At 67.4% G+C, this 25,058-nt stretch carries 22 protein-coding genes and 2 pseudogenes; 8 read left to right on the top strand and 16 right to left on the bottom strand.

Annotation, left to right across the window (positions count from 1 at the left end; genetic code table 11):
- Positions 1-17: 17 nt before the first annotated feature.
- Both G582_RS0101815 and G582_RS0101820 read right to left on the bottom strand, forming a co-directional pair.
- Positions 18-1,061, bottom strand: coding sequence for a YihY/virulence factor BrkB family protein (locus tag G582_RS0101815; RefSeq protein ID WP_425476529.1), 1,044 nt, complete (start codon positions 1,059-1,061; stop codon positions 18-20).
- 72 nt (positions 1,062-1,133) lie between these two features.
- Entirely contained in the window at positions 1,134-1,991 is an 858-nt protein-coding gene (locus tag G582_RS0101820; RefSeq protein WP_028838375.1) for a PA4780 family RIO1-like protein kinase, read from the bottom strand.
- A 90-nt stretch (positions 1,992-2,081) separates the two neighbouring features.
- On the opposite strand from G582_RS0101820, the gene G582_RS0101825 reads away from it, so the two are divergent.
- Positions 2,082-2,804 (top strand): rRNA pseudouridine synthase, encoded by a 723-nt coding sequence (locus G582_RS0101825; protein WP_028838376.1) that lies wholly within the window; start codon positions 2,082-2,084, stop codon positions 2,802-2,804.
- A 657-nt stretch (positions 2,805-3,461) separates the two neighbouring features.
- On the opposite strand, the gene G582_RS0101835 is transcribed toward G582_RS0101825, so the two are convergent.
- From G582_RS0101835 to G582_RS0101845, 3 genes are all read right to left on the bottom strand, one after another.
- The gene (locus tag G582_RS0101835) at positions 3,462-3,746 is read right to left on the bottom strand and encodes a hypothetical protein (protein ID WP_156880192.1); all 285 of its coding nucleotides are present in this window, start codon (positions 3,744-3,746) and stop codon (positions 3,462-3,464) included.
- A 70-nt stretch (positions 3,747-3,816) separates the two neighbouring features.
- Positions 3,817-4,899, bottom strand: coding sequence for a dihydroorotase (gene pyrC / locus G582_RS0101840; RefSeq protein ID WP_211219270.1), 1,083 nt, complete (start codon positions 4,897-4,899; stop codon positions 3,817-3,819).
- Between the two features lie 166 nt (positions 4,900-5,065).
- A complete protein-coding gene (locus G582_RS0101845) occupies positions 5,066-6,109 on the bottom strand; it encodes a S66 peptidase family protein (RefSeq protein ID WP_028838379.1) in 1,044 nt (347 codons plus the stop codon).
- Between the two features lie 183 nt (positions 6,110-6,292).
- On the opposite strand from G582_RS0101845, the gene G582_RS0101850 reads away from it, so the two are divergent.
- The 3 genes from G582_RS0101850 to G582_RS0101860 all read left to right on the top strand — a co-directional run bounded on the left by G582_RS0101850 (position 6,293) and on the right by G582_RS0101860 (position 9,732).
- Complete coding sequence (locus G582_RS0101850) at positions 6,293-8,773, top strand: cation-translocating P-type ATPase (RefSeq protein WP_051246449.1); 2,481 nt, start codon at positions 6,293-6,295, stop codon at positions 8,771-8,773.
- 71 nt (positions 8,774-8,844) lie between these two features.
- On the top strand, positions 8,845-9,357 hold the full coding sequence (locus G582_RS0101855) for a protein disulfide oxidoreductase (RefSeq protein WP_028838381.1): 513 nt from the start codon (positions 8,845-8,847) through the stop codon (positions 9,355-9,357).
- Between the two features lie 147 nt (positions 9,358-9,504).
- Positions 9,505-9,732, top strand: a complete 228-nt coding sequence (locus G582_RS0101860; RefSeq protein ID WP_156880194.1) for a hypothetical protein — start codon at positions 9,505-9,507, stop codon at positions 9,730-9,732.
- 145 nt (positions 9,733-9,877) lie between these two features.
- Here the strand turns inward: G582_RS0101860 and G582_RS0101865 are convergent, their stop codons facing one another.
- The gene (locus tag G582_RS0101865; protein ID WP_028838383.1) at positions 9,878-11,530 is read right to left on the bottom strand and encodes a sensor domain-containing diguanylate cyclase; all 1,653 of its coding nucleotides are present in this window, start codon (positions 11,528-11,530) and stop codon (positions 9,878-9,880) included.
- Between the two features lie 184 nt (positions 11,531-11,714).
- Between G582_RS0101865 and G582_RS0101870 the strand changes: the two genes are divergently transcribed.
- The gene (locus tag G582_RS0101870) at positions 11,715-12,890 is read left to right on the top strand and encodes a GGDEF domain-containing protein (RefSeq protein ID WP_028838384.1); all 1,176 of its coding nucleotides are present in this window, start codon (positions 11,715-11,717) and stop codon (positions 12,888-12,890) included.
- Between the two features lie 130 nt (positions 12,891-13,020).
- Here the strand turns inward: G582_RS0101870 and G582_RS15055 are convergent, their stop codons facing one another.
- Both G582_RS15055 and G582_RS0101880 read right to left on the bottom strand, forming a co-directional pair.
- On the bottom strand, positions 13,021-15,975 hold the full coding sequence (locus G582_RS15055) for an EAL domain-containing protein (protein WP_051246452.1): 2,955 nt from the start codon (positions 15,973-15,975) through the stop codon (positions 13,021-13,023).
- Positions 15,976-16,305: 330 nt separating this feature from the next.
- Positions 16,306-16,533, bottom strand: a complete 228-nt coding sequence (locus tag G582_RS0101880; RefSeq protein WP_028838385.1) for a hypothetical protein — start codon at positions 16,531-16,533, stop codon at positions 16,306-16,308.
- A gap of 209 nt (positions 16,534-16,742) precedes the next feature.
- Here G582_RS0101880 and G582_RS17780 point away from each other — a divergent pair.
- Both G582_RS17780 and G582_RS0101890 read left to right on the top strand, forming a co-directional pair.
- Positions 16,743-16,859, top strand: a pseudogene (locus G582_RS17780) (pyridoxamine 5'-phosphate oxidase family protein); the annotation flags it as partial.
- A 116-nt stretch (positions 16,860-16,975) separates the two neighbouring features.
- A complete protein-coding gene (locus G582_RS0101890) occupies positions 16,976-17,887 on the top strand; it encodes an NAD(P)/FAD-dependent oxidoreductase (protein WP_038052466.1) in 912 nt (303 codons plus the stop codon).
- 41 nt (positions 17,888-17,928) lie between these two features.
- Here G582_RS0101890 and G582_RS0101895 read toward each other — a convergent pair whose 3' ends face one another.
- Both G582_RS0101895 and G582_RS0101900 read right to left on the bottom strand, forming a co-directional pair.
- Positions 17,929-18,594 carry a L,D-transpeptidase family protein gene (locus G582_RS0101895; protein WP_028838387.1) on the bottom strand — a complete coding sequence of 222 codons (666 nt, stop codon included), beginning with the start codon at positions 18,592-18,594 and terminating at the stop codon, positions 17,929-17,931.
- 153 nt (positions 18,595-18,747) lie between these two features.
- On the bottom strand, positions 18,748-19,017 hold the full coding sequence (locus G582_RS0101900; protein WP_028838388.1) for a membrane protein: 270 nt from the start codon (positions 19,015-19,017) through the stop codon (positions 18,748-18,750).
- A gap of 279 nt (positions 19,018-19,296) precedes the next feature.
- On the opposite strand from G582_RS0101900, the gene G582_RS0101905 reads away from it, so the two are divergent.
- On the top strand, positions 19,297-19,737 hold the full coding sequence (locus G582_RS0101905) for an FKBP-type peptidyl-prolyl cis-trans isomerase (protein WP_028838389.1): 441 nt from the start codon (positions 19,297-19,299) through the stop codon (positions 19,735-19,737).
- Between the two features lie 88 nt (positions 19,738-19,825).
- Here the strand turns inward: G582_RS0101905 and G582_RS0101910 are convergent, their stop codons facing one another.
- From G582_RS0101910 to G582_RS18370, 6 genes and pseudogenes are all read right to left on the bottom strand, one after another.
- A complete protein-coding gene (locus tag G582_RS0101910; protein ID WP_156880196.1) occupies positions 19,826-20,356 on the bottom strand; it encodes a hypothetical protein in 531 nt (176 codons plus the stop codon).
- Between the two features lie 237 nt (positions 20,357-20,593).
- Positions 20,594-21,658: a GGDEF domain-containing protein gene (locus tag G582_RS0101915; RefSeq protein WP_169380537.1), complete on the bottom strand. Its 1,065-nt coding sequence runs from the start codon at positions 21,656-21,658 to the stop codon at positions 20,594-20,596.
- A 115-nt stretch (positions 21,659-21,773) separates the two neighbouring features.
- Complete coding sequence (locus tag G582_RS0101920) at positions 21,774-22,475, bottom strand: transposase (protein ID WP_038052420.1); 702 nt, start codon at positions 22,473-22,475, stop codon at positions 21,774-21,776.
- Between the two features lie 246 nt (positions 22,476-22,721).
- Positions 22,722-23,396, bottom strand: a complete 675-nt coding sequence (locus G582_RS17785; protein ID WP_156880198.1) for a hypothetical protein — start codon at positions 23,394-23,396, stop codon at positions 22,722-22,724.
- A 173-nt stretch (positions 23,397-23,569) separates the two neighbouring features.
- A protein-coding gene (locus G582_RS0101930; RefSeq protein ID WP_248642636.1) for an IS3 family transposase occupies positions 23,570-24,657 on the bottom strand; the annotation gives its coding sequence in 2 pieces (ribosomal slippage) (positions 23,570-24,405 and positions 24,405-24,657; 1,089 coding nt in all).
- 69 nt (positions 24,658-24,726) lie between these two features.
- A pseudogene (locus G582_RS18370) lies at positions 24,727-25,058 on the bottom strand (IS3 family transposase); the annotation flags it as partial.

Raw genomic sequence — 25,058 nt, forward strand, 5'->3', positions numbered from 1 at the left:
GCCGATGCCAACGGCCCTTAGCGCGCTTCCACCGCAGCCCTGCCCCGTTTCTTCCCGGCGCGCGCCTTTGCCCGCGCCTTCGCGCGCTCGTCCACCACCGCGGTGAACAGCGCACCGACGAAAATGATCAGCGCCGCGTAGTAGATCCACACCAGCGCCAGCACCAGCGTGCCCATCGCGCCATAGGCCGAACCCGGATCCGCGCGCCCCAGGTACCAGCCGATGGCCGCGCGCCCGACCAGGAACATCAGCGCGGTGGCCGCGCCGCCACCGACCGCGCGCCGCCAGCCTACGCGGCGATCCGGCAGATAGTGGTACATCAGCGCGAACGCGAGCATGTACACCAGCCAGGCGGCCACCTGGGCCATCAGCGGCAGCATCCAGTCCGCCCGCGCGAACAGCAGCTCCAGCACTGTATTCAGGGTCAGCGACACCACCAGCAGGAAGCCAAGCGCCAGCACCAGTCCCATCGAGAATACCCGCTTGCGCAGCCACGCCAGCGGGCCGGACAGCGCCGTCGCGTCGGTGCGGAACACCTTGTTGAGCACGTCCTGCAGCTGCGCGAACACCGCGGTGGCGCCGACGAACAGCAGGCCCAGGCTCCACCAGCCGGCAATCGACCCGGTATCCGGCCGGTTGCGCGCATTCACGACGATGGTGCGCGCCACCCGCTCCGCATCCGCGCCCACCAACAGCGCGATCTGCTGCATCACCGCTTCCTGCGCAAGCGGCAGGATCGAGGTGGTGAACCACACCAGGATCAGCAGCAGCGGCGCCAGCGACAGGATCGCGTACAGCGCCAGCGCCGCCGCCTGCGACATCAGGTCGGCATCGATGAAGCGCCGCAGCAGCGCCATCGGCAGGCTGCCGCGGGCCTTGCGGATGAACGCCTGCACGGCGGGCCGGCGCGTGGACAGCCCGCTGCGCCCGCGCGAGGCGGTGGGCTTGGTGGGGTCGAGCTTTTCCGCCACCTGGCCGGGCTTCGCTGCGCTCACGATCTTCTTGACCGCATGCTTTGCCGGCGAGGCTGGGGGTTTACCGGAGCTGCGTCGTCTCGGCATGCACGGGCCGTTGCGGAAACACCCCCGCACCATGCCGGGTGCCGCGTGAAGGTGGAATGGTGCAGCAGGCGGCTAATCCTGCTCGGCCGCGGCCTCGCGGCCCTGCTGGCGGATCAGCGCCTCCTCGCGCGCATCGTTGATGGCGTGGCGCACGCCATCAAGATCCGGCGCGGAATCGTCATGCGCGAACACGCCGGTGAGTTCGCTGTCCGGGCGCAGTTCGCCGGCTTCGTACAGCGCCCACATCTCCTCGCCATACCAGGTGTCCAGCAGCTCCGGCGCCCACGCACCGAGGCTGGCGGTGAGGTTGTTGACGTCGCGCAGCAACATGGTGCGCGCGGCGTTGTTGCCGGCGGCGCTGACCACCTGCGGGAAGTCGATGACCACCGGGCCGTCGGGCGCCACCAGCACGTTGTATTCGGAAAGGTCGCCGTGGATCAGCCCGACGCAGAGCATCTTCACCACCTGCTTTACCAGGAAACGATGGAATCCGCGCGCCTGCTCCGGCGACAGCTCCACTTCGCCCAGCCGCGGCGCGGAATGGCCGTCGGCATCGACCACCAGCTCCATCACCAGCACGCCGTGGAAATAGCCGTAGGGTTCCGGCACGCGCACGCCGGCATCGCGCAGCTGGTACAGCGCGTCGACCTCGGTGTTCTTCCACGCGGTTTCCTGCTGCTTGCGCCCGTACTTGCTGGCCTTGCCGATCGCCCGCGCCTCGCGGCTGCCGCGCACCTTGCGCCCTTCCTGGTACTGCACGCGCTGCTGGAAACTGCGCTGCGCCATGTCCTTGTACAGCTTGGCGCAGCGGATCTCGTTGCCGGCGCGCACCACGTACACGGCCGCTTCCTTGCCGCTTTTCAGCGGTCGCATCACTTCATCGATCACGCCGTCATCGATGAGCGGCTGCAGGCCAGAAGGTGTTTTCATTGCATCCCGTGAGAAAGATCAAAATCGCGAATCCAGCGCGATAGAGTGCCTGATCGCTACACTGGCTGTCCCCTTTTCCGGCAATGCCGCATGTCCGATCCGGTTCGACTGGCCAAACGCGTGGCCGACCTCGCCGCCTGCTCGCGCAGCGACGCCGAGCACTACATCAAGAACGGCTGGGTGCGGGTGGATGGGCGCCTGGTCGAGGATCCCGCGCAGCCGGTGTCCAGCGAAGAGGTGACGCTGGATGACGAAGCGCGGCTGGAGGCCGTGGAGCCGGCCACCGTGCTGCTGCACAAGCCGGTGGGCTACGACACCATCAGCGGGCGCAAGCCGGCCGCAGCCCTGGTGCGACCGGACACGCGCTGGCCGGAAGACCCTTCCGGCGTGCGCATGCTGGAACGCCACTTCCACCGGCTGACCCCGCTGGTGCCCCTGGACGCCGAATCCAGCGGCCTGATGGTGCTGACCCAGGATGGCCGCGTGTGGCGCCGGCTCACCGAGGACGGCGACGAGATCGAGCAGGAGTACGTGGTCGAGGTCAGCGGCGAGATCGCCCCTTACGGCCTGCGCAGGCTCAACCACGGCTTGCACTACAACGGCCGGGCGCTGCCGCCGTGCAAGGTCAGCTGGCAGAACGAAGTGCGCCTGCGCTTCGCCCTGAAGGGCGTTCAGGGCGGGCAGCTGCGCGACATGTGCGCGCAGGTCGGGCTGGAGGTGGTGTCGATCCGCCGCCTGCGGATCGGCAAGGTATCGCTGGCGAAGATGCCGGTCGGCGCATGGCGCTATCTGCCGGTGGGCGAGCGGTTCTAGGCCACTGGCTGGCTCCCCTCGACTTTCGAGCGGCTTGTCACCTGCCCCGCCCGTCCGCGGGCGCATACTCTGAAGACCGGCTGCAACCGCAGCCGTACCAACGCACAGCCAGGGAGATGCACGTGAGCAAGGGCATGAACCAGAAGAAGCAGGAAAAGAAGAAACCGGCCAAGACGATGAAGGAAAAGAAGGCCGAAAAGAAGGACAAGAAGACGACCAAGGCGTTCGCGCCGACCTGAGCCGGGCCCCTCGGCGGAGCGCCTTCCGCCCGGATGCCGTCCCGCTCCCTGCCTTTCCAAAGCACTGGATGAGCGCCGCCCTGCCCCGCCCGTAAGCGCTTCCGTCCTCGTCCTGCCGCCATCTGAAGCAAGGCGGCAACGCCGCCAAGCTGGGCGGGGTGTGGCCGCTCAAGCGCTTCCCGGTGCTGGTGGAGGCTGGCCGCACCGTGCTGGGGGGCAGCTGCATCATTCAATGCCTCCAGCACCCACCGGGTGCCGAACAGATCCAGAATACCGGTGGCCGGCTGGTAACCGTTGGCCAAGGATCCACCGGCGACCACCAGCACGGCCAGCAGTCCCAGGCTGAGCGCCAGCGACGCGTGACCCGCCACGCCTGGCACGCGTCGAAACCTTGAGGTGCTTCCGCCGCGCCGGCCGCTCAGGCCAGCCGCTCGATCTCCCGCGCGGCCATCCCCGCTGCGGACTGCAGCATGCCCGAATAGAGCTTGCGGCCCGGCCCCAGGTCGCGGGCGGCGGTCTCAAGCCCATGCACGTACGCCGCAAGCAGATCGCGCGCGTTGAACTGCTGGCTCAGGTCCTCCACCGTCCGGGCCACGGCATCACGCAGGTGCCAATCCACGTTGGTGCCGGACTCGGCCTGCTTGGCCAGGTCCAAGACCCGGATGACATGCGGCGTGACAAGACAGACAACGGTGGCTTTCATGCAAACGACCTGTGGGGGACAGGAGCGCGAAGATACCCCAACGCGCCGTCAAAGCGACGTGGCGGACGGGTCAGCCGTGCAGCTGCCAGCCCAGCGTTTCGCCGTGGGCCAGCGGCGCGATGGTGCGGTCGCCATACGGCAGCTCGGCCGGGATGACCCAGTCGCCCTTGCGCAGAGTCAGCGTGCCGGTGTTGCGTGGCAGGCGGTAGAAGTCGGCCCCGAAGTGGCTGGCGAAGCCCTCCAGGCGGTCCAACCGGCCAGCAGCTTCGAACGCGGTGGCGTACAGCTCCAGCGCGTGCAGGCCGGTGTAGCAGCCCGCGCAGCCGCAGTCGGCTTCCTTGTCGCCGCGTGCATGCGGGGCCGAATCGGTGCCCAGGAAGAAGCGCGCATCGCCGCTGGTGGCGGCCTCCAGCAGCGCACGCCGGTGCACTTCCCGCTTCAGTACCGGCAGGCAGTAGAAATGCGGGCGGATGCCGCCGGTGAAAATGGCGTTGCGGTTGTACAGCAGGTGGTGCGCGGTGATTGTCGCAGCGATCTCGCCCTCGGCGTCGCGCACGTAGTCCGCCGCGTCCTTGGTCGTGATGTGCTCCAGCACTACCCGCAGCCCCGGGAAATCGCGACGCAGCGGGATGAGCTTGTCCTCGATGAATACCTTCTCGCGATCGAACACGTCGATGTCGCGATCGGTCACCTCGCCATGGATGGCCAGCACCAAGCCCGCCTCCTGCATGGCCTCCAGCGCCGCGTAGGCCTGTTTCAGGTCGGTGACGCCGGAATCCGAATTGGTGGTGGCACCGGCCGGATACAGCTTTGCCGCGTGCACGAAGCCGCTGGCCCTGGCCCGCAGGATTTCCTCGGCCGGCGTGTTGTCGGTGAGGTACAGCGTCATCAGCGGCTCGAAGTCCGCCCCCGCCGGCAGCGCTGCCAGAATGCGCTCGCGGTACGCCGCCGCCAGCGCCGTGGTGGTGACCGGCGGACGCAGGTTCGGCATCACGATGGCGCGGCGGAACTGCGCGGCGGTGTGCGGCAGCACCGACTGCAGCTGCGCGCCGTCGCGCAGGTGCAGGTGCCAGTCGTCGGGCCGGGTGATGGTCAACATGGTGCCGGCCGGTGCCTGCGCGGGATCGGGAACGTGGTGGGCAAGCGGGGTCATGGGGGCTCCGGGGCCTGCAGGCGAGGACCGCAATTTTGCCCCTTGTTGCCCGCCGGCACCATGCGCGACCGGAGCAGCTGGCCGGTCAGGAGGCCGCTGCTACAGCCATCAGCGTCACCGGAACCACCGACGCGCCACCGCCTGCCGCGTCATCCAGGCACCCGCATCAGCGCGCCGCAAGCACCGGCGCCAGCAGGCGGAACGTGCCCGCATCGGCGTCCAGCTCCACCCTGCCACCCACGGGCACGATGAACTGTTCGCGGATGTGGCCGATCATCGCGCCGCGATAGGCGGGGATCTTCAGCGGCAGGATGTAGTCGTCGAAGATCTGGTCCAGGGTCAGCGAGCCATAGCCATCACCCGGGTTGCAGTCGCTGCAGTCGCCGAAGATGAAGCCGGCGATCTTGTCCAGCGCGCCCATCAGCTTCAGCGTGCTGAACATGCGGTCGATGCGGTACGGCGCTTCGCCCACGTCCTCCAGGAACAGGATCCTGCCGTTGAAGTCCGGCAGGTAGGACGAACCCGCCAGCGCGGTGAGCACGGTCAGGTTGCCGCCCACCAGCGCCCCTTGCGCCCTGCCGCCGCGCAGGGTCTGGGTGCGGTTGCGGCGCGCCACCAGCTCGTCGCCGGCGTCGCGGCTGTTCTGGTACTGCATCAGCTCGCTCTGGAAGAACATCCGTTCGAACTGGTCGACGTTGAAGCGATTCCAGCTGCCTGTTCCCACCGGGCCATGGAAGGTGACCAGCCCGGTCTTGGCATGGATCGCGCAGTGCAGCGCGGTGATGTCGGAGTAACCCAGCAGCACCTTGGGGTTGCGGCGGATCAGCGCGTAGTCCAGCAACGGCAACAGCCGTGCCGCGCCGGAGCCACCGCGCACGCAGACGATGGCCTTGACCTCGCGGTCGCCGAACATCGCGTTCAGATCTCCCGCACGCTCGGCATCGGTTCCCGCCAGATGCCCGTAGCGACCGCCGTAATGCGCGCCGGTCCTGACCCGCAAACCGAGCGCTTCCATCGCCTCTTGCGCCAGCTGCAACGCCAGCCGCTCGTTGACCGCGGACGACGGGCTGACCAGCCCCACCGTATCGCCCTTGCGCAGCCCCGCCGCCAGCAGCTGCCCATGCGGGGCGGCCATCGCTCCGCGCGTGCCCAGCAACGGCAACACCGCACCCGCAAGCACGGCCGTGCCGAGGAATCGCCTTCTATCCATGTTCGAATCCGTTGCGGAAGTGGGGCAAGGGTAGCAACGGGCGGCAGCTGGATGGCCTTCCTCGCATGCCCGAGCCGGAAGACCTGCCGCCACAGAAGCAAGCGCGCGCAATTACGGCGAACAAGCATCCACCCTCGGTGAAATGTTCCCGGCAAGCTTTTGTCCGCATACTCGGATCATCTGATGAAGGTGGCACCCATGCCCGGACTGACCTCTGCCGAAGCCGCCGCGCGGCTGGCGCGCAACGGCCCCAATGTCTTGCCCGAGCGGGGCCGGAAGGGCGGCCTGGCGCTCGCCGGCCAGGTGCTGCGCGAACCCATGCTGTTGCTGCTGCTGGCCGCGGCGCTGGTGTACATGCTGCTGGGCGATCGCGGAGAAGCTGCCCTGCTGGTCGCTTCCGTGGTGCTGGTCATGGGCCTGACCCTGTATCAGGAATACAAGTCCGAGCGGGCCATGCAGGCGCTGCGCGACCTCGGCAGCCCGCGGGCGCGGGTCCTGCGCGATGGCGCCGCCACGGTGGTTGCCTCGCAGGAGCTGGTGGTGGGCGACGTGCTGCTGCTGGAGGAAGGCGACCGGGTGGCCGCCGACGCGCGCGTGCTGGAGGCCGCCGAGCTGCACGTCGACGAATCCCTGCTCACCGGCGAGTCGGTTGCGGTAGCGCGGCAGGCGGGCGCCGAGGGCGATGCCGGCATCGTCCACGCCAGCACGCTGGTGGTGCGCGGGCGCGGCACCGCCGAGGTGGTCGCGGTGGGCGTCGATACTGCGGTGGGACGCATCGGCCGCTCGCTGCAGTCGATCGTCACCGAACGCACGCCGCTGCAACGCGAGATGCGCCGGATCGTGGCGATCTTCGCCGCCGTCAGCCTGGCCACCTGCGTCCTGGTAGTGGTGCTGTTCGGCGTTCTTCGCGGCAACTGGCTGGAAGGGGTGCTGGCGGGGATCACCCTGGCGATGGCCACCATCCCCGAGGAGTTCCCGGTGGTGCTCAGCGTGTTCCTGGCGCTGGGCGGATGGCGCATGGCCAGGCACAACGCGCTGGTTCGGCGCGCGCCCGCGATCGAGGCGCTGGGCGCGATCGGCATCCTCTGCACCGACAAGACCGGCACCCTCACCGAAAACCGGATGGCGGTAGCCGAACTGGACGCGGCGGATGCCACCCGCGCGCTGGAAACCGGACGCCTGGCCTGCCCGCCGCTGTCGCATGACCCGATGGACAGTGCGCTGTTGGACGCGGCCGCGCAGCGGCAGATGCCGGCGCAGCCGCCGGGCTGGCAGCGGCTGCGCGACTACCCGCTGAGCAGCCAGCGCCCGGCCTTCATCCAGGCCTGGCGCACGGATGCGGGCGAGGTTTTCATCGCCGCCAAAGGCGCCCCGGAAACCATCGCGGCGATGTGCCCGGGCTCGGCGCCGACGCAAGCGGAACTGGAGCCGCGCCTGGCCGCGATGACGCAGCGCGGCCTGCGGGTGCTTGCGGTTGCGGCGCGGCGCATGGCCGATGCGGCCAGCACAACGCTGCCGGAGGACCCGACGACGTTCGCGCTGGAATGGCTGGGCCTGGTCGGTTTCGCCGACCCGCTGCGCGCCGCCGTGCCCGATGCCGTGGCCGAGGCGCGCGCGGCCGGCGTGCGCGTGATCATGATGACCGGCGACCACGCCGGCACCGCCCGCGCGATCGCGCAGCAGGCAGGCATCGACACCGATGCGGGGGTGGTGCACGGCGATGCGCTGGACGGCTGCGACGACGCCGCCCTGGCCGACCGCCTAGCCTCCTCCAGCGTGTTCGCGCGGGTGCGGCCGGAACACAAGCTGCGGCTGGTGGAAGCGCTGAAGGCACGCGGCGGCGTGGTGGCGATGACCGGCGACGGGGTCAACGACGCGCCCGCGCTGATGGCGGCGCACGTGGGCATCGCGATGGGCGGCCGCGGCACCGACGTGGCCCGCGAAGCCGCGTCGATCGTGCTGCTGGACGACAACTTCGTCAGCGTGGTACGCGCCATCCGGATGGGCCGCACGATCTACGAGAACATCGCCCGCGCTGCGCGCTACATCCTGGCGGTGCACGTACCGATCACCGGCATGGCGCTGCTGCCGCTGCTCACCGGCTCCGCGCCGATGCTGATGCCGCTGCACGTGGTGATGCTGGAGCTGATCATCGATCCGGCCTGCTCGGTGGTGCTGGAGCGCGAGCCGCCGCCGGACGACATCATGCGGCGCCCACCCCGCCCCGCCGATCACCCCCTGCTGGACCGGGCCACCCTGCTCGCCTCGCTCGGGCAGGGACTGGTGATGTTCCTGGCGGTCGCCCTGACCTACCTGCTGGGCGTCCGCGCGGGCTTGCCGGATGCGCAGCTGGCGGCGCTGTCGTTCACCGCGATAGTGACCGGCAACCTGTTCCTGATCCTGCTGCACCGCTCGGGCGGCTCGATCTGGCGCGCGTTGCGCACGCCCAATGCCGCGTTCTGGATCGTGGCGGCTGCCGCAAGCGCGGTGCTGGCGCTGGCGATCCTGCATCCGGCGGTGGCCGCCCTGTTCGGCTTCGTGCGGCCACCGGGCCAGTTGCTGGCCGTCGCGGTTGCGCTGCCCTTGTTCGCGGTCCTTGTTCTGGACCTGGGCCGATGGCTACGGTCGATGCGGACTCGCGTCGCTGGCGCCTCCAGCGCATGAACGCGACTTGCGGCAGACGCTGGCGCGACCATTGAACGCATGCGTGGGGCGTTCGCCGATACTGGTGGCCAATGAGCAGCCCACCCCTCCCCGACCGCCAGCGCTGGTCCGCGCGCCTGCGCCGCCTGGCCATCCAGCTGCTGTTGCTGCTGGCGTTCATCGCCGCGCTGGACTGGTATCGCGCACCGGATGCGCGCGCCGTCGCGGTAGCCCGTCTCATCACCACGCAGGGCCGGCCGGTGGACTTCCAGACGCAGCGCCAGCCGACCGTGCTCTACGTGTGGGCGGAATGGTGCGGCTACTGCCGCCACACCTCGCCGGCCATCGAGCGCCTGCACCGCAGCGGCTACCGGGTGGTGTCGGTGGCCATGCAGTCTGGCACCGACGCCCAGGTGCATACCTACATGCGCGAGCACGCGCTGACCTTCCCGGTGGTCAATGACCCCGACGGCGCGATCAGCCATGCGCTGGGCGTGGGCGTCACCCCGACCATCGCGATCATCTCCGATGGCCGCATGCGCCTGGCCACCAGCGGCTGGACCAGCGAGTACGGCCTGCGCCTGCGGCTGTGGCTGGCGCGCTGAAACGGGGCAATAGTGCGCGCCCCGTGAAACGGTGTGAAACCGTGAAACGGGGCCTGACACCTTTTCCTTGCTTCGACGCATGTCCTGTTCCCCGGGCAGCCAGCGTTGCCACAGATGCAGCCCACTTTGCTGCTCAAGGAGATTGCAATGGCCGTCAAGCGCGTCAATTCACGTCTGGAATTCATCCTGCAGATCACCGACTACTTCAAGGGTCACTGGGAAGATCCGGAGTGGGGCCGCCGCCCCGCGAACCAGGTACTGATTGCACTTGCGGTAAGAGAGCTGGCGCAAGGGATACAGGATGCCGCAGCGCAGAAGCAGATCACCGAGATCGCGGACAAGGCAATCGCCAAGAATGCCGCGGCAGTACGGTAAGTCGCTCGTTTGACAATTCACTCCAGACGACACCGCTTCGCTGCGTCGCGATGGCTCTCGTCATAGCGCCATCGCGTCGCCGCTGCCCTGCTTCTCAAGCCAGAAGTCGATTTCCGACGCCACCCGTCCGTGAAACGCAGGCGCCTCAGCCTGGCTGTGTTTCCCCGCTCCCTTCGGCCGGGAAAACACACACACCCGATGTCCGGCTTTTGGCCGCATACATGGCGGCGTCCGCGGCGCGCAGGTAGTCATCGACGCTGATCATGCCGGGCGTGCTGGTGACCAGCCCGATGCTGGCCCCGCTGGCCACGGTGTGCTCGCCAATGTCGTAGGGCACTTCGAGCGCTGCGACGATCTGCCGGGCGCGCTCCAACGCTTCGGCAGGCTCGATGGCTTCGAGCAGAACATTGAACTCGTCGCCACTCATGCGGGCGACCAGGTCGCCGGTGCGCACGCAGGCTTCAAGCCGGCGCGCGACCTGCTGCAACAGCTGGTCGCCGGCATGGTGCCCCAGCGTGTCATTGACCGCCTTGAACCGGTTGAGGTCCAACAGCAGCACGGCGAACATCATGGTGCCCACCAGCGTCGGCGGCGCCTCGGCTCTTGCGGCCTCGTCGCGGTACGCCTCGATGGCATGCGCCAGGCGCTCGCGGAACAGCGGCCGCCCGGGCAGATTGGTCAGCCCGTCATAGGAGCTGCCGCGTTCCGCCAGGTCGCTCAGCGAACCGGCCATGCGCACCGCCACGCCGTCCTCGAACTGCGCGACCCCGCGCCAGTTGACCCAGACCAGCCGCCCCGACCCGTGGAAGGCGCGGAAATCCACCGAAAAATTCGCGCGCTCCCCCGCCAGGTGCCTGCCGTAGGCCGCCTGCACGCGCCCGCGGTCATCGGGATCGATGCGCTGCTGCAAAAACCGCCAGCCGCCGTCGTGCACGTGCGGGGTGTCCTCCAGCCCCAGGATCTCGTGGAAACGCTCGGACACGTGCAGGGCATCGGTGCGCAGATCCCAGTCCCAGATACCGTCATTGGAGCCGCGGGTGGCAAGCGCATAGCGGTTGTCGGAGCGCAGTAACTCCAGCTCCGTGTTCTTCTGCCGGGTTACGTCGATCATCAGGCCGATCATGCGGTTCGGCCGCCCCGGCTCGACCACGGCGCGACACAGATCGCGCACCCACACCACCTTGCCGGACTTGGCGGTCAGCCGGTAACTCATTTCGTAGGCGTAACTGTGGGTGGCGTTGTAGGCGGCATCGTCGATGGCCAGTGCCTCCGCCAGATCGTCGGGATGCACATGCGTGCGCCAGAACCCGGGATCGGAGCGCCACTCCTCCACGCTGTAGCCAAACAGCCGTTCGACCTGCGGGCTCAGGAAGGTATTGCCGATGCCCCGCTCGGCTTCCCAGACCACGCCGTCGATGGTTTCCAGCAGGCGCAGGAAGCGTTGGCGCACCTCCACCAGGATCTGCTCGGTGACCTCGGTGATCTCGATCAGCACCCCCTGTCGACTGATCACCCGCCCCGCAGCGTCCGACTCCGGGTGCAGCTGCAGCCGTACCCAGCGGTACTCGCCATCGGCGAAGCGCAGCCGGAACACCGGCATGCCTGCGCGGAAAGTACCGACATCGTCGGGATGCACGAACCCCAGCAACGACCGGCCGATCACCGCTTCCACCGGATGACCGGTGACCCTGTGCCAGGCCGGATTGAGATAGGTGACCTCCCATCGGGCGTCCGCCTGCACCACCGCCTCGGGCAGCAGCTGCAGCAGGGTGCCGGACGGCGTGGAGGGAGCGGACATACCCCGCCATCGTCCCCGAAACCCGAACGTCCAGTCCAGCAAAAAAACGCGACCGGTGTCGGGTTACCCAGCTGGGATCGTCTTCACATGATTGCGGCATCGGCGCGTTTTCGTATGCGTGCACCACGCTGCTGTCCGGTCGGCCTTTGATCCCGTTTTTTGCTGCATCGGGGATACTGGCCCCATGGCACCCACTCCCCTTGCCCAGCCATCGCAGGCTGTCTCGCGCCGTCGCTGGCTTGGCCTGCTGGCCAGCCCGTACCCGCGCCGGCGCCTGCTCCTGTTGCATTGGCTGATCGCGTGCGTGGTGTACGTCGGCACCGCCGTCCTGCTCGTGGCCGGTGTGGACCAAGGGTGGATGCGTTTCGGCGCCTTGCTTGGCTGGTCCAGCTTCGTCACGGTGGTGTTGCTGTCGGGCTATGCGGCCATCCGCAGCGGCTGGAGCGAGCGCTTCGCCGACCCCGCGCTGACCCAGTGGCAACTCTCGATGGGCGTGATCGCCGTGAACTGGGGCTACGTGATCTGCGGACCGATGCGCACCGCGGCGCTGTTCCCGCTGATGGTGGTCTTCGACTTCGCCGCCTACGGGCTGCGGTTCCGCCAGATCGGCTGGCTGACGCTGTTTACCGTGCTATGCCTCGCCTCGGCGGTCGCCATCCGCCAATGGCTGCCGGCCTGGATCGACCCGGCGCAACCGCCGTCGCCGCTGCAGGTGGATCTCTACAACCTGTCGATGATCGCCGTGGTGCTGCCCGCTTTCGCGCTGGTGACCGCGCGCCTGTCGGCCCTGCGCAAGAAGCTGCGCGACCAGCGCGCGCAGCTGGCAGACGCGCTGGCCGCAGTCGAGCGCTTGGCCGTCTCGGACGAGCTCACCGGGCTGCCCAACCGCCGCGCCATGCTGGAAACACTGGCCACCAACACCCGCCACGCTCGCCGCGGCCTGCTGCCAGTGACTATCGCGATGGTGGACCTGGACCACTTCAAGCGCATCAACGACACGCTGGGCCACCCTGCCGGTGACGCCGTGCTGGTGGGGTTTGCCGAATTGGTGCGGCAGCTCTTGCGCGAAGGCGACGTGCTGGGCCGCTGGGGCGGGGAGGAATTCCTGCTGGTCCTGCCCGGCGCCACTGCGGCGCAGGCGCAGCAGGTGCTGTGGCGGTTGCAGGCAGCAGTGCGCGACCAGCTGCTTGCCGGCCAGCCGGTCACGTTTTCCGTCGGCGTGGCCGCGCACCGTGGCAGCGAGTCCGCGGAAACGCTGCTGAGCCGCGCCGACGCCGCCCTGTACGAAGCCAAGCACGCCGGCCGCGACTGCGTCGCCATTGCCAGCGGGGAATCGCAAGTGGCGGCTGACCCAATCTAGGCGGTACAGCGGCGCGCTGGCACTGCCCCAGGTACGGAGGAAGGCAGAGGAATTCGGGAGCTCGCCTCTTCCCTTTTTGGCGATAGAGCAGCCCGTACCGGTCGCGGGCGGGGTTGGAACGGCAACCGTTTCAGGAACCTTCCGCGCATTCCTGCAGCCGTCCGTCCAACCCTGGTTCCCTCGCTAAGAGAGGTGCTGGCCGAGCGAACAGATATCCTTGGCCCAGCTCGCAACCAAGTGCCAACAGGGCCTGGCGCTGCGACTCCGTCTCGATGCCCTCGGCTACAACCTCCATCCGCTGGGCCTGCGACAAAGCCAGAATGGCGCGTACTACGGCCGTGCTGCGACCTTCTTCGTGAGGCGACAGATCGCAAATGAACGAACGGTCAATCTTCAGAGTGTGCATCCTGAAGCGGTGCAGATAGCTCAGCGAGGAATAACCCGTGCCGAAGTCATCCAGCGCCACCATGACGCCCTGGTCTGCCAGCTGACAGAACACCTGGCCGATTTTCTCCGCGTTCTCCAGCAACGCGCCCTCGGTCACTTCGATGCGGACCTGGGATGGCAAGACTTGATGGGCCTTCAGCAGACCCATCAGCCGCTCCACCAGGCCCGGCGAGCGGAAGTGCCGCGGGGAGAAGTTGACGTTGACGTATTGGCCCGGCATGAGCAGTCTGGGCAGCAGTTCCAAGGTGCGGGTGAACACTGCCCAGTCCAGCGCTTCCATGCTGCCGTTGCCCTCGGCCACCGGCAGGAATTCCGCCGGGGAGAGTACGCCGCGCTGCGGGTGCTGCCAGCGCACCAGCGCCTCGTAGCCCACGGTTTCGCCGGTGGACAAGCGGACGATCGGCTGGAACCAAGGCACCAGCTCAGCCCGCTCCATCGCCCGCCGAAGGTCGCTCTCCATCTCCAGCAATTGCAGCGCCTGCGCGTGCAGCGCTTCGTCGAACACCTCCACCCGGTCCCGGCCACCGGCCTTGGCGCGATACATCGCGATGTCGGCATCGCGCAGCAGCTCGTCGGGCGCGGTGTAGTGCGGCGCGCTCATCGCGATGCCGACGCTGACGCTGCTGAACAGCTCCTTGCCCTCCACCCGGATCGGCGCCTTCATCGCCTCCACGATCCGCTGGCCCATGCGCATTGCCGCATCGGGGCCGGTCACGTCCATCAGGATCGCGAATTCGTCGCCCCCCAGCCGCGCCACCATGTCGCAGCCCGCGCGCACGCAGTGTGTAAATCGCGCCGCCACTTCCCGCAGCAGCGCATCGCCCACCAGGTGGCCAACCGAGTCGTTGATGACCTTGAACCGGTCCAGGTCCATGAACAGCACCGCGAAGCCACGCCCGGGCTCGCGCTGCTGGTGGGCCAGCGCACGCAACAACTGGTCGCGCAGATAGGCGCGGTTGGGGAGCCCGGTGAGCGGGTCGTGCAGCACCTGGTATTTCAACTGGCGCTCGATGTCCTCGCGCACGCGGATCTGCTCGGAGAGTTCCGCCGTGCGCGCCTGCACCCGCCGCTCCAGGTCCGCATTGGCTTCCTTCAGCTCCGCCGCTGCGCGCTGCCGCTCCAGACCGCTGGCAATCTGGTAGCTGATGAAGGTCAACAGGTCGCGCTCGGCCGCGCTGTAGCTGTGGCCGCTGGCGTAGTTCTGGACCGCCAGCAGCCCCAGCACGCGGTCGCCCGAGACCAGCGGCACGCCCAGCCATGCCATGGACTGACGGCCGATGAGGCCCAGCTCGCCGCTGGCCTGCAATGCCTCGATGCGGGCGCGGGTGGCAGGATCATCCATGTCCACCAAGAGCGGCCTCGCGTGCCGGATGGCGTACTCGGTAATGCCATTACCCACGGGACGGCTTTCCGCGGTACCGCCGTTCTCGTCGACGTAGTACGGGAAATGCAACCGCTGGCCGTCCGGGGAGAGCAGCGCAATGTAGAAATTGCGCGCATCCAGGAACTGGCCCACGATCCCGTGCACCGCCTGGTAGAAGCCGTCCGGGTCGATGGCGGTATGGGAGAGCTCGGCGATCCGGTACAGCGCTTCCTGGATGCGGACCGTGCGTTGCCGCTCCTGCATCTCCACCGTCAACGCATGCGTGCGCTCGGCCACGCCCCGCTCCAGCTCTTCCTGCTGCAGCTTGCGGTCCACTGCGGTCAGGATGTGGCTGCCCACGTACGCCAGCAGCGCCTGATCCGCCGCGGTATACCGCGGGCGTTCCATGTAGCTTTGCACCACCAGCACGCCACGGACAGCTTCACCCACCAGGATCGGCACTCCCAGCCAGTCGAAGCAGTCCTCGCCGATGTCGCGCAAAGGACCGGACACCTGATTGCGGATGTCGGGTACCGACCCCATCAACGGGCGGCGGTCGCGGATGCAGTACCAGGTCAAGCCCTTGTCCATCACAGACATCGGGATGAACTGGTCGGCGTCGCGGATGATGGGGTCGACGGTATCGACCAGGTAAATGAAGCGCAGCGCGTCGCTGGATTCCTCGTACAACGCGATGTAGAAATTCTCCGCGTACATGAACCGACCGACGATGGCATGCAGCTCGCGCAGCATCGCGTTCAGCTCCATGCCGGAACTGGCCATGTCGGCAATCTGGAACAGGGCCGCCTGCAACTGCTCGGACCGGGCCAGCGCCCGCAGTGATCCGGACAGGTGCCGCGCTTCCAGGACCGCCTCGGCCACCGGCGCCAACAGCGCGCAGGCTGCCTCCAGCGGGCCGTTGTTGGCTTGGCCGGCGTGCAGCACCGCAATCCCGGCACCGGCATCGCGCGCCAGCAGACGCGCATGGTGCCCGGCGAACTCATCGATACCTTCAGTCCCCGCGCGCAGCGCCTCCAGCAACGCAGCATCACGTGGGGCCACCGGGCCGGCAGGCTGGATTCCGCTGCCGCCGTCCGCCGTCCACCATGCCACCGAGGTCGCGCCCGCACCGGCATCGGCCAGCGCCTGCGCAATGCCCTGGGCCAGCGCCGGCAGCGACTCCGCTTGCAGCAGATGCGACAGCAGGCGCCCCACTTCCAGCGGATTGCTGAAAGCGTCGGTGCGCGGCAGGGGCTGGTGAGCGTTTGTCGTCATTTGGCTATTCACGGGCGAGGCCACCCGGCTACCTCAAGCTATCGGCGGCAACTGCGCGGAATCAAGAAAAGCGGCCGCCTGAATCGGCAATGCGTGCGCGGCATCACGCTGCACGACGGATGTGAACGCGTTCACCCGCGAGTGAGCGTGCCACGTCGGATAGGTGTGATCGATGCGGGCGCCTCGCTGCAGGGACTTGGCCCGATCATCGCGCGTCCACGTCTGGACACGGTGAAGACCGGCGTCACCTGCGCAGGCGCCCCGTGCACGGCCAGCCGCGGCAACACCGCCGATGCGAGGCCCCACGTCGCCATGGGCCTTGTGTTGCGACTACTTCTGCTTGAGCTCAAGAAGCTTGAGCGCACGCTCCTGCTCGGCCTTGCGCAGTGCGTCGCGCGCTTCCTTGACCACTTCGTTGGCCAGGTTCTGGCTGGTGTGATGACGCTTCGCGTCGATCGCCGCCTCCAGCCGCTGCTGGGCCAGCTTGATCGCCTTGTCGACACGATAGAGCGGGCTGTGCCCGTCGCCGGTGAGGGGGGGTTCGTAGTTTTTCGCCATGGCGACAGTGTAGTGCGGTGCAGCGGGTCAGATTCACTTCCTGCGAGCGCGTGGATAGCCGCCCCACCCGCGCAGCGCCATTCCAGTAGCCCGAGGCGGCCGTTTCCCGAACAGGCTGGCGACACGGCCGGCGGTGCGAAGTTTTTCCACGCCCGCTTCACCCGCCTGCGCTACAACACCGGTTCCGACATCACTTTGGGACGAACGCCGTGGCCACCAGCAAGGATCGCGAACTGGAACAGAAATTCTGGAAGGCGCTGAGGTCCGACCGCACCGTCATGGTGGGCGTGGACGGCATCGAAGACGGGCATTCGCGCCCGCTCACCGGGCATCGACCCGAAGCAGGACGCGCAGGACAAGGTGGCTGACGTCAGCCTGCGCTGATCGCGTTGCGTGCGGACTGCGACCATGAATTGCCGGCGACCCGCGGCAGGAGATGGAGATGCCCAACACCAGTGACACCTGCGACGTTGCCGTGGTCGGCGCCGGCCCGGCCGGGTTGACCGCCGCCACCTACCTGTGCCGGTTCCTGCGCGACTGCGTGGTGATCGATGCCGGCAACAGCCGCGCCAAGTGGATTCCCGAGAGCCACAACTGCCCCGGTTTTCCCAGCGGCGTTTCCGGCAGCGAACTGCTGCGGCGCATGCGGGAACAGGCGATGGGCTGCGGGACGCGGTTCGAGGCTGCGGAAGTGGAGCACATCGCGGCACCGAGTGACCCGGACGGGATCTTCGTACTCGCCAGCGGAACGCGGCAGTGGCAGGCACGCTGCGTCATCCTGGCTACCGGCATCGTCGACAAGCTGCCGGGCGCGCCATGGATAAGCGATGCCGTCGCCTGCGGGGCCATCCGCCTGTGCGCTGTCTGCGATGCCTTTGAAGCGCGCGACAGCTGCATCGGCGTGTACGGCTCGGCGCGCGACATCGGCGCACACGGTCTGTTCCTGCGCGCCTACAGCGACCGCGTCTACCTGCTGCCCTGCGACGACGCCGACAGCAGCGAAGACGTTCGCCGTGCGGTGGATGCCGGCGTGCAGCTGTTGGCACCGGGGGTGGCGCTGGAGTTCGACGGGCACCACTGCCGCTCCACGTCGGCCGATGGCACCCGCCTGGTGTTCGATGCGCTCTACCCGTTCCTGGGTGGAAGCACCGCCGCGCGGCTTGCGGTCGCCGCAGGCGCCACCCTGTCGGACAGCGGCGAGATCATCGTGGACCGCGACCAGATGACCGCGCAGCGCGGCCTGTTCGCCATCGGTGACGTGGTCAGCGGCCTGAACCAGATCGCGGTGGCGGTGGGCCATGCCGCCATCGCCGCCACCCGCATCAACGCGTTGTTGCCGATGGTGCCTCGGTGATCTGCGGCATACGGCGAGGGGACTGGTCGGTTCACCCGTGGCTACGGGGTGTGTGACCCAGAGCCCGTTTGGGCGCGGCTTTGCGCGAACTCGGGGAAGGTTTCCGCGATCGACGCCTTGTCCGGCAGGATGTAGAACATCCCTCCCCGCTCGAAGGTCGGTCGGATGACCTGCTCGTAGAACTCGGGGGAGACGTTGATGCAACCGTGGGTGACGCGGTTGTCGTCCGGCGTAGGCGATGCCAGGCGTTCGGCGCGGCGCTCGGCGGGAACGCCGGTCGCGGTGGGGTGCATGGAGACCGCGGAATCGTAGTCCACCCACAGCACCCGCCCCGCGTCGATGGATGGGCCGAAGCCGCCGATGAAGCGACCGGCAGGCGTGGTGCGGTCGCGGCCCGGGATCTCGCGCAGCGCAAGCCCGGCGATGCCGGGCGCCGAATGGTCGCCGATCGCCGATCCGAACAGCGCAGGCGCCGCGCCGCGCGCGCGGCCGTCGCCACCAAAGACGAGCACCTGCGCCGCGGCCTTGTCGATGATCACGAAGGGATAACCCTGGCTGTCCTTCGAAGCGACCACCCAGCCCGCAAGCTCGATCACCGTATCGGAAACCTTCTGGCCCGGAGGAAGTTGGTCTGCAACCGCGGCCGACGGCGCAGGGGCATCCTCGGCGGCGTGGGCAACGCCGACCGTCGCGAACGCGAAGGCCAATACGAACGCAGCGGGCAACGCCCGGATCGCGGAATGTGTGCGAGTACGAATGGGACGGTACCTCGAAAGAACGGATGACCGCCGAAGCCCGGTGGTCGTCAAGGACCACCGGGTTCCGGTTCGTGCCATGCGGCGCGAATCGTGCAAGCGCGACTAACCGCGCGGCGTGCGGCGCGGCGCCGTTTCAAGCTGCTGGACGCGGCCTTCCAACGAATCCAGGCGCCGGTTGGCCTGCTGTGCGGCCTGGTTGGCGGATTCAGCACTCTGGGCCGCGCCCTGCACCTGCGTGTCGAGTTGATCCAGGCGCGAGTTGACCCGCGCGAAGTCGTCATCGTAGGTGGCACAGGCGGACAGGCCCACGGCGGCGACGAGGGCCACGCCGAGCAGGCGCGCATTCGCCAGGTGTCGATTGTTCAGAGGCATCTCCAATCTCCTTCGGTTGATGGTGGAACAACAGCGCGGCGCTCCTGCCGGCGTTCTGCCCCGCGTGAAGCTGACACCGGAGAACGTTGATGCGTGGTGAAGATGGCAAAACGGGTGTCAGGGACGATTAAGGTTCGCGGCGGCCGTCCCGGCGGAAGCCGTCGCGAAGCGTCAGTGCGCGCTTCCCGCCCTTTGATTTCTTGATGCGTGCATGCAAACAGGCGACCGCCCTTCCTGCCTCGCAACGTATGCTGTCCCGCCATCCACCGCACAACTGCCATGGCCTCTCGCGCACTTCGCCTGACCGCAACGCTGTCCGTCCTGCTGCTCACCGCTTGCAGCCAGCCGCCGTCCTACACCGGTGGCGACGTGACCGAACTGCAGCGCATCGATGTGGCGACGGGACAGGGCGCTGTCGCCATGGCCGGTGACGAAGTGAGCGTGCACTACACCGGTTGGCTCTACGACCAGAAAGCGGCCGACAAGCGTGGGCAGAAGTTCGACAGCTCCCGCGACCGGGGCCAGCCGTTCGTGTTCATGCTGGGCGCGGGCCGCGTCATCCGCGGCTGGGACGAAGGCGTTGCCGGCATGCAGGTGGGAGGCAAGCGCGAGCTCCGCATCCCCGCCGCGCTCGGCTACGGCAGCAGTGGTGCGGGCAGCGTCATCCCGCCGGGCGCTTCGCTGGTGTTCGAGGTGGAATTACTTGACGTCCGCAAATGACATCGCCGTCGGGGGCACGCGGCGCAGCGCGGACTCGAGCGCGGGAATATTCCCTGACTCCTTTTTGGCCCGCCGAAGTCGCTCGACGCTATTGGGCAGGTGAACCTGACCCCGTTTCGGGTTTCTGCACCCCGCCCACGGTGGCGAAGTTGTACATCAGCCGGACTTGGCCGTCGCCGGCCCAGGCCATTGCCAGGGTCGCGCTGCGGTCCCCCTTGCGGTAGTACATGCTCGCGCCGCCGCGCGTGTCGACCGGCGAATAGTGGTTCTCGGTCCAACCCGCGGCCAACATCGCGGCCTGTGCCTGCCCCGCAAGGTTCAACACCTCGCCGCGGGTCCGCAGTTCGACCGCGTGCGCGCCATCGTCTTCATTGACCTCGACGACCACATGGTCGGCGGGCAGGTAGACGTCGGTGGGGAACCATTCGGGAAGCGCGACGGGGGCGGCCGCGGGCTCTGCGACCACATCCGCGGCGTCGACCGGAACCGCGGCATCCGTGCCAGCGGCAGCGGCATCAGGGGTCGCGCCTGCGACATTGGCGGCCTCCTTGCGATCGCCGCCACAGGCGCTCAGGGCGGTCGCCACCGCCAACGCCAACGCAAGGGAATATCGATGCATGTCCAGACGGCCCGCGGAAAGAATCCGGAAATACTACACGCGGGAGAAAACCCGGACTGGGGGAATCAAGCGATCCCCAACCGGCGAACCGGGCTATCACCAAGGTCGGCCACCCGTTCGGCGACGAAGACTGCAAGCAGCCCGTCCAGGCCTGCGCGCTGTCACGTCAAGCCAGGGCCGAAGTTCCCGGCATTCCCATGCAGGTCACCCAGCGCGGGCGATGTGACGCCGCGAACCTTAGGGGGCACATGCACCCAGGGACTGCAGTTGATCATCCTCGCTTCCTTCACTGGCGCAAACGCGGTCACCGCCCAGTTCCTTCGCGCGGTACAGCGCCCGGTCGACACGCTGCAGCGCGGTGTCTAGGGTGTCGGCGGGATGCAGCACGGCCGTGCCCAATGAGGCCGTCACCTGCGCGACCGGCACCACCGACACGGCCGCGATCGCCACGCGCAGGCGATCGGCGATGCCATGCAGGGCCGCCGCATTGACATCCGGCAGGATCACCAGGAACTCCTCGCCGCCCCAGCGCGCGATGCACTCGCTCGGCCTCAGCAGGCGCTCGCAGCTCGCGGCCACGGCCCGCAGCACGCCGTCGCCGGCCGGATGGCCGTAGGTGTCGTTGATGGCCTTGAAGCGATCAAGGTCGAGCATGACCAACCCGGCCGTGCCACCGCGCGCCAACACGTCGCGAAGCACGCGCTCGCCGAACAGGCGACTGTGCACCCCGGTGAGCGGGTCGCGGTGCAACTGCACCTCGATGCCGTCGCGCTCGGAGGCCAGCCGCCGGATCTTCCCCGTGAGGCCGCGCTGCACGGGCAGCAGCACCACCAGCATGAGGCTGGCGGGCCCGAACGCCATGGCCAGGTCCACGCCACGCGGCGTCCACAGTTCCTCGCGGTGGGTCAGCAGGTAGACCAGCACCGGCGACGCCACCAACAGCCAGCCGACCGCAGCGGCGACGTACGCGCGCCGCCCCGGCACGAAGATCATGAGCATCGCCATGAAGACGGCGAACAGCGACGATATCGGCGGCAGCGTGTCGATCAGCCGCAGCTCCGGCGACAGGCTTGCCTGCACCGTGTAGAGCCACGCCGGCGCCATCAGCGCGAGGGCCGCCAGGCACAGGGCGATGCGCGTGATAGCGCCCACCCACGCGGGCCGCCGCCACAGCGCGCAGAGCAGACCGGCAAACAGCGCGCTGGCCACGGGCGGAAGCACCCGGTCCATCGGGCGATGCACCGGGCCCAGCCAGTGGATCGCCGTCGCACAAACGCCCGCCAGCAGGGCCAGCGAGAGCATGACCATCATGGCGACGCGGAGGTACTGATCGTCTGGATCCCGCACGGGCATTCGGGGCTACCTGGGAGTCGGCAGGCAAGGCGTCGAGATTATGGGGGAACCATTCCAAAAGGGGTCAGAGAACATTTGCGTTTGAATCGCCGCGCGGCCGCCCTTGGGGCCGCACGCCCACCGGTCGATTCAGCGCCCTCTCCACCATCGACTGGAACGCAGGCGAACCCAACGCGCGCTCCTGCCGCATGTGCGATCGAATGTCTGCAAGCACCTCGTCCGACAGTCCGTCCATCAACAGGCATCGATACGCCGCCGCCCGTTCGCCGGCGTTCCGCCCCAACCCGAGGTACCCGGCATGCGGCGTCAGGCGGGCATCGGTTCGAAGCCCCAGATGTGCGTGCACGCTGGACCAGCGATACGCCCACGGTTCGGCCACCATCGCGGCGCGCAGCGGATTCAGTTCGATGTAACGCAGGCAGGCCAGCAGGTAGCTCTCACTGTCCACCAAGCAGGACTTGTACCGCCCTTCCCACAACGTCCCCGTCCGGCCGTAGCGCGCATTGAAGGGCCGCACGTAGCGGCGGCCCAACGCCTGCATCATCCGCGAGACCGCCCCGGCCGCCTCCGCGCTCACCAGCAGGTGCACGTGGTTGGTCATCAGTACGTAGCCGTGGATGGCGACGCCCTGCTCCCGCGAGGTCAACTCCAGGGCCTGCAGGTAGGCGGCGAAGTCTTCGTCATCGATGAAGGTCGCCCCTCGGTTCACCCCGCGATGGGTGATGTGCTGGGGGATGCCGGGCAGTTCGAGGCGTGGACGGCGCATAGCCCACAATGCCGAGCAGACCAGGCCTCATCAGTCGGTGCACCGATCAAAAGGGGGTCAGAGAACATTTCCCCGAGACACCCCCAAGCCGCAGCGTTTTTCAAACGGAAATGTTCTCTGACCCCTTTTTTGGTGGAAGACCCAAAGCGAATCAGCAACAAGTGCCGTAACAGCCGCAGTCCAATCTTACCGAAGTTTGTAAGTCGACCCTGCCTGTGGTTTCAATGTTGGGGATTCGACTCATAATTACTTCATGAGTTTCCACACATTGACGCCAGCACCGATCGCCCAGTCGTTGGTCAGGCCGGCGAGTTCGGGGACGTTGTTCTGCAAAACCAAGCCGCTGGACGTGAGAACGACCGCCGTGTCACCGATGATCACCTGGACGCCCGTTGGGCCGAGTTGATCTTCGGGGTTGAAATCATTGCCATCAAGACTCAGTACGTAGGCGCCGATGCTAGCCGCCCTGGTATCGGCGATGACAAAACCAGACTGGCGCATGTCGGCCTCGACATAGGGCCTACCCATCTTCGTCACGCCTATCGCAAGCCCTCCGTACTGATCGAGCTCCAAGCTCCCATTTTTCATTTGCTTGGTAACCCACCCGCAGCTGACGCCTTCGTCGTACCGGTCTTTATAAGGGCCATTCTCGGTCTCTGGCAGTTCCACCAACGCCGCAGCAGCAGGCCCAAGCGCTTTTTTGATGTGCTCGCAACTGGGAAAACGCGATACCGGGACAGCCCTCGGCTTTCCGTCGACCTCAATCCCCTGGTCATTCGGAACCGATGAGGCGATCCGCCCTGCATTGAGTGGGCGATTGCCCTCGGTGGCCTGGGCGGCCTTCACTCCCTGGGGATCGGAGCAACCACAAATCGCCACGGCGAGCAGGAAGGCGGGACTAACTCGGGAGTGCGTCTTCATTGCGCTCCATTCTAACAAGGGGTTGCGTGGAAACCTGGAATGGATGTGTCGTTGGCAAGCCGGTAATCCCCCCGCCAGTTAGCTGACGCCAGAAGTGGAATTTTCTCGTACGCTTTCCCGAGGATGACCTGCCCCGGTAATCCCCCCGCTTTTAGCGGACAGCAAAAGTGGAGCTAAGCGGCAAGTGCCAGTTTCTGCATCGGGGTGATCCCGCCGAACGCCATGTTCGGGCGCTCATGGTTGTAAGTCCATAGCCAGCGGGTGGCTTTGTCCTGCACTTGCTCGATTGAGTCGAACAGCGTCCGGGCAAGCCAGGCGTAGCGCACGGTGCGGTTGTAGCGTTCGACGTAGGCGTTCTGTTGCGGCTTGCCCGGCTGGATGTGCTCGATTCGGATGCCATGTCGCTCCGCCCAACCCAGCAGGGCGCCACTGATGTATTCAGGGCCGTTGTCGCAGCGGATCACCTTGGGCTTGCCGCGCCATTCGATGACCTGCTCCAGCGACCGGATCACCCGCGCCGATGGCAGCGACAGGTCGACGTCGATCGCCAGTCCTTCGCGGTTGAAGTCGTCGAGCACGTTGAACAGCCGGAAGCTGCGCCCGTCGCTCAGCTGGTCGTGCATAAAGTCCATCGACCAGACCTCGTTGATCGCATCGGGCACCGCCAGCGGCTCGGGCCGCTCGCGTACCAGGCGCTTCTTCGGTTTGATCCGCAGGTTCAACTCCAGCTCGCGGTAGATACGATAGACCCGCTTGTGGTTCCAGCCAAAGCCTTTGACGTTGCGCAGGTGCAGGAAACACAGGCCAAAGCCCCAGTCGCGATAGGCTGTCGTCAGCCGCACGAGCCAGTCTGCGATCCGTGCGTTCTCCTCGCACGCCTTCGCCTGATAGCGGTAGCAGGTCTCGCTCACCTCGAACGTCTGGCAGGCATGCCGGATGTTCGTGTGTCCGCCTTCCACCGCCGATCGGGCCATCTCCCGGCGTTGAGATGGCCTCACCATTTTTTTGACATCGCCTCCTTCAGCAGGTCGGCACTGAGCTGTGCCTCGGCGTACATCTTCTTCAGCCGCCGGTTCTCGTCCTGCAGCTCCTTGAGCTGGGACATCAGCGACGCATCCATGCCGCCGAACTTGCTGCGCCACTTGTAGAACGTCGCCGAGCTGATGCCGTGTTCGCGGCACAGTTCCGGCACGGGCGTGCCGGCCTCGGCCTGCTTGAGCACGGCGATGATCTGGCTGTCGGTGAAGCGGGACTTCTTCATGGAACCTCCTCGGGAAAGCGTACGAGAAAATTCCACCTCTGGCGTCTGCTAATGGGTGGGGGGATTACCGTGCAGGCGGCGATAGCCGAACCTGCGGCGCACCTGCGCCAGTTCGATGATGCGCGCCGACAGCGCCTGGGTCGCAGGCGTCTGTTCGGGCGGATGGCGGAAGGCATCGCGGGACAGCCCCGCAAGGCGGCAGGCCCGGCGCTCGCTCAACGTCGTGAGTTCGAGCATGCGCCGGACCGCCTCGCGCTTGCGTTGCGGGGCTAACGTTTTACCCCGAAGCCAACCTTGAGCGCTTCGATGTCCAAGTGCGCTTCAGCCAGCAGCCGCTTCAGGCGGTTGTTCTCCGACTCCAGCTCCTTCAGGCGCTTGGCGTCTTCGGCCTCCATGCCGCC

Source organism: Thermomonas fusca DSM 15424, from assembly GCF_000423885.1.
Lineage (GTDB): Bacteria > Pseudomonadota > Gammaproteobacteria > Xanthomonadales > Xanthomonadaceae > Thermomonas > Thermomonas fusca.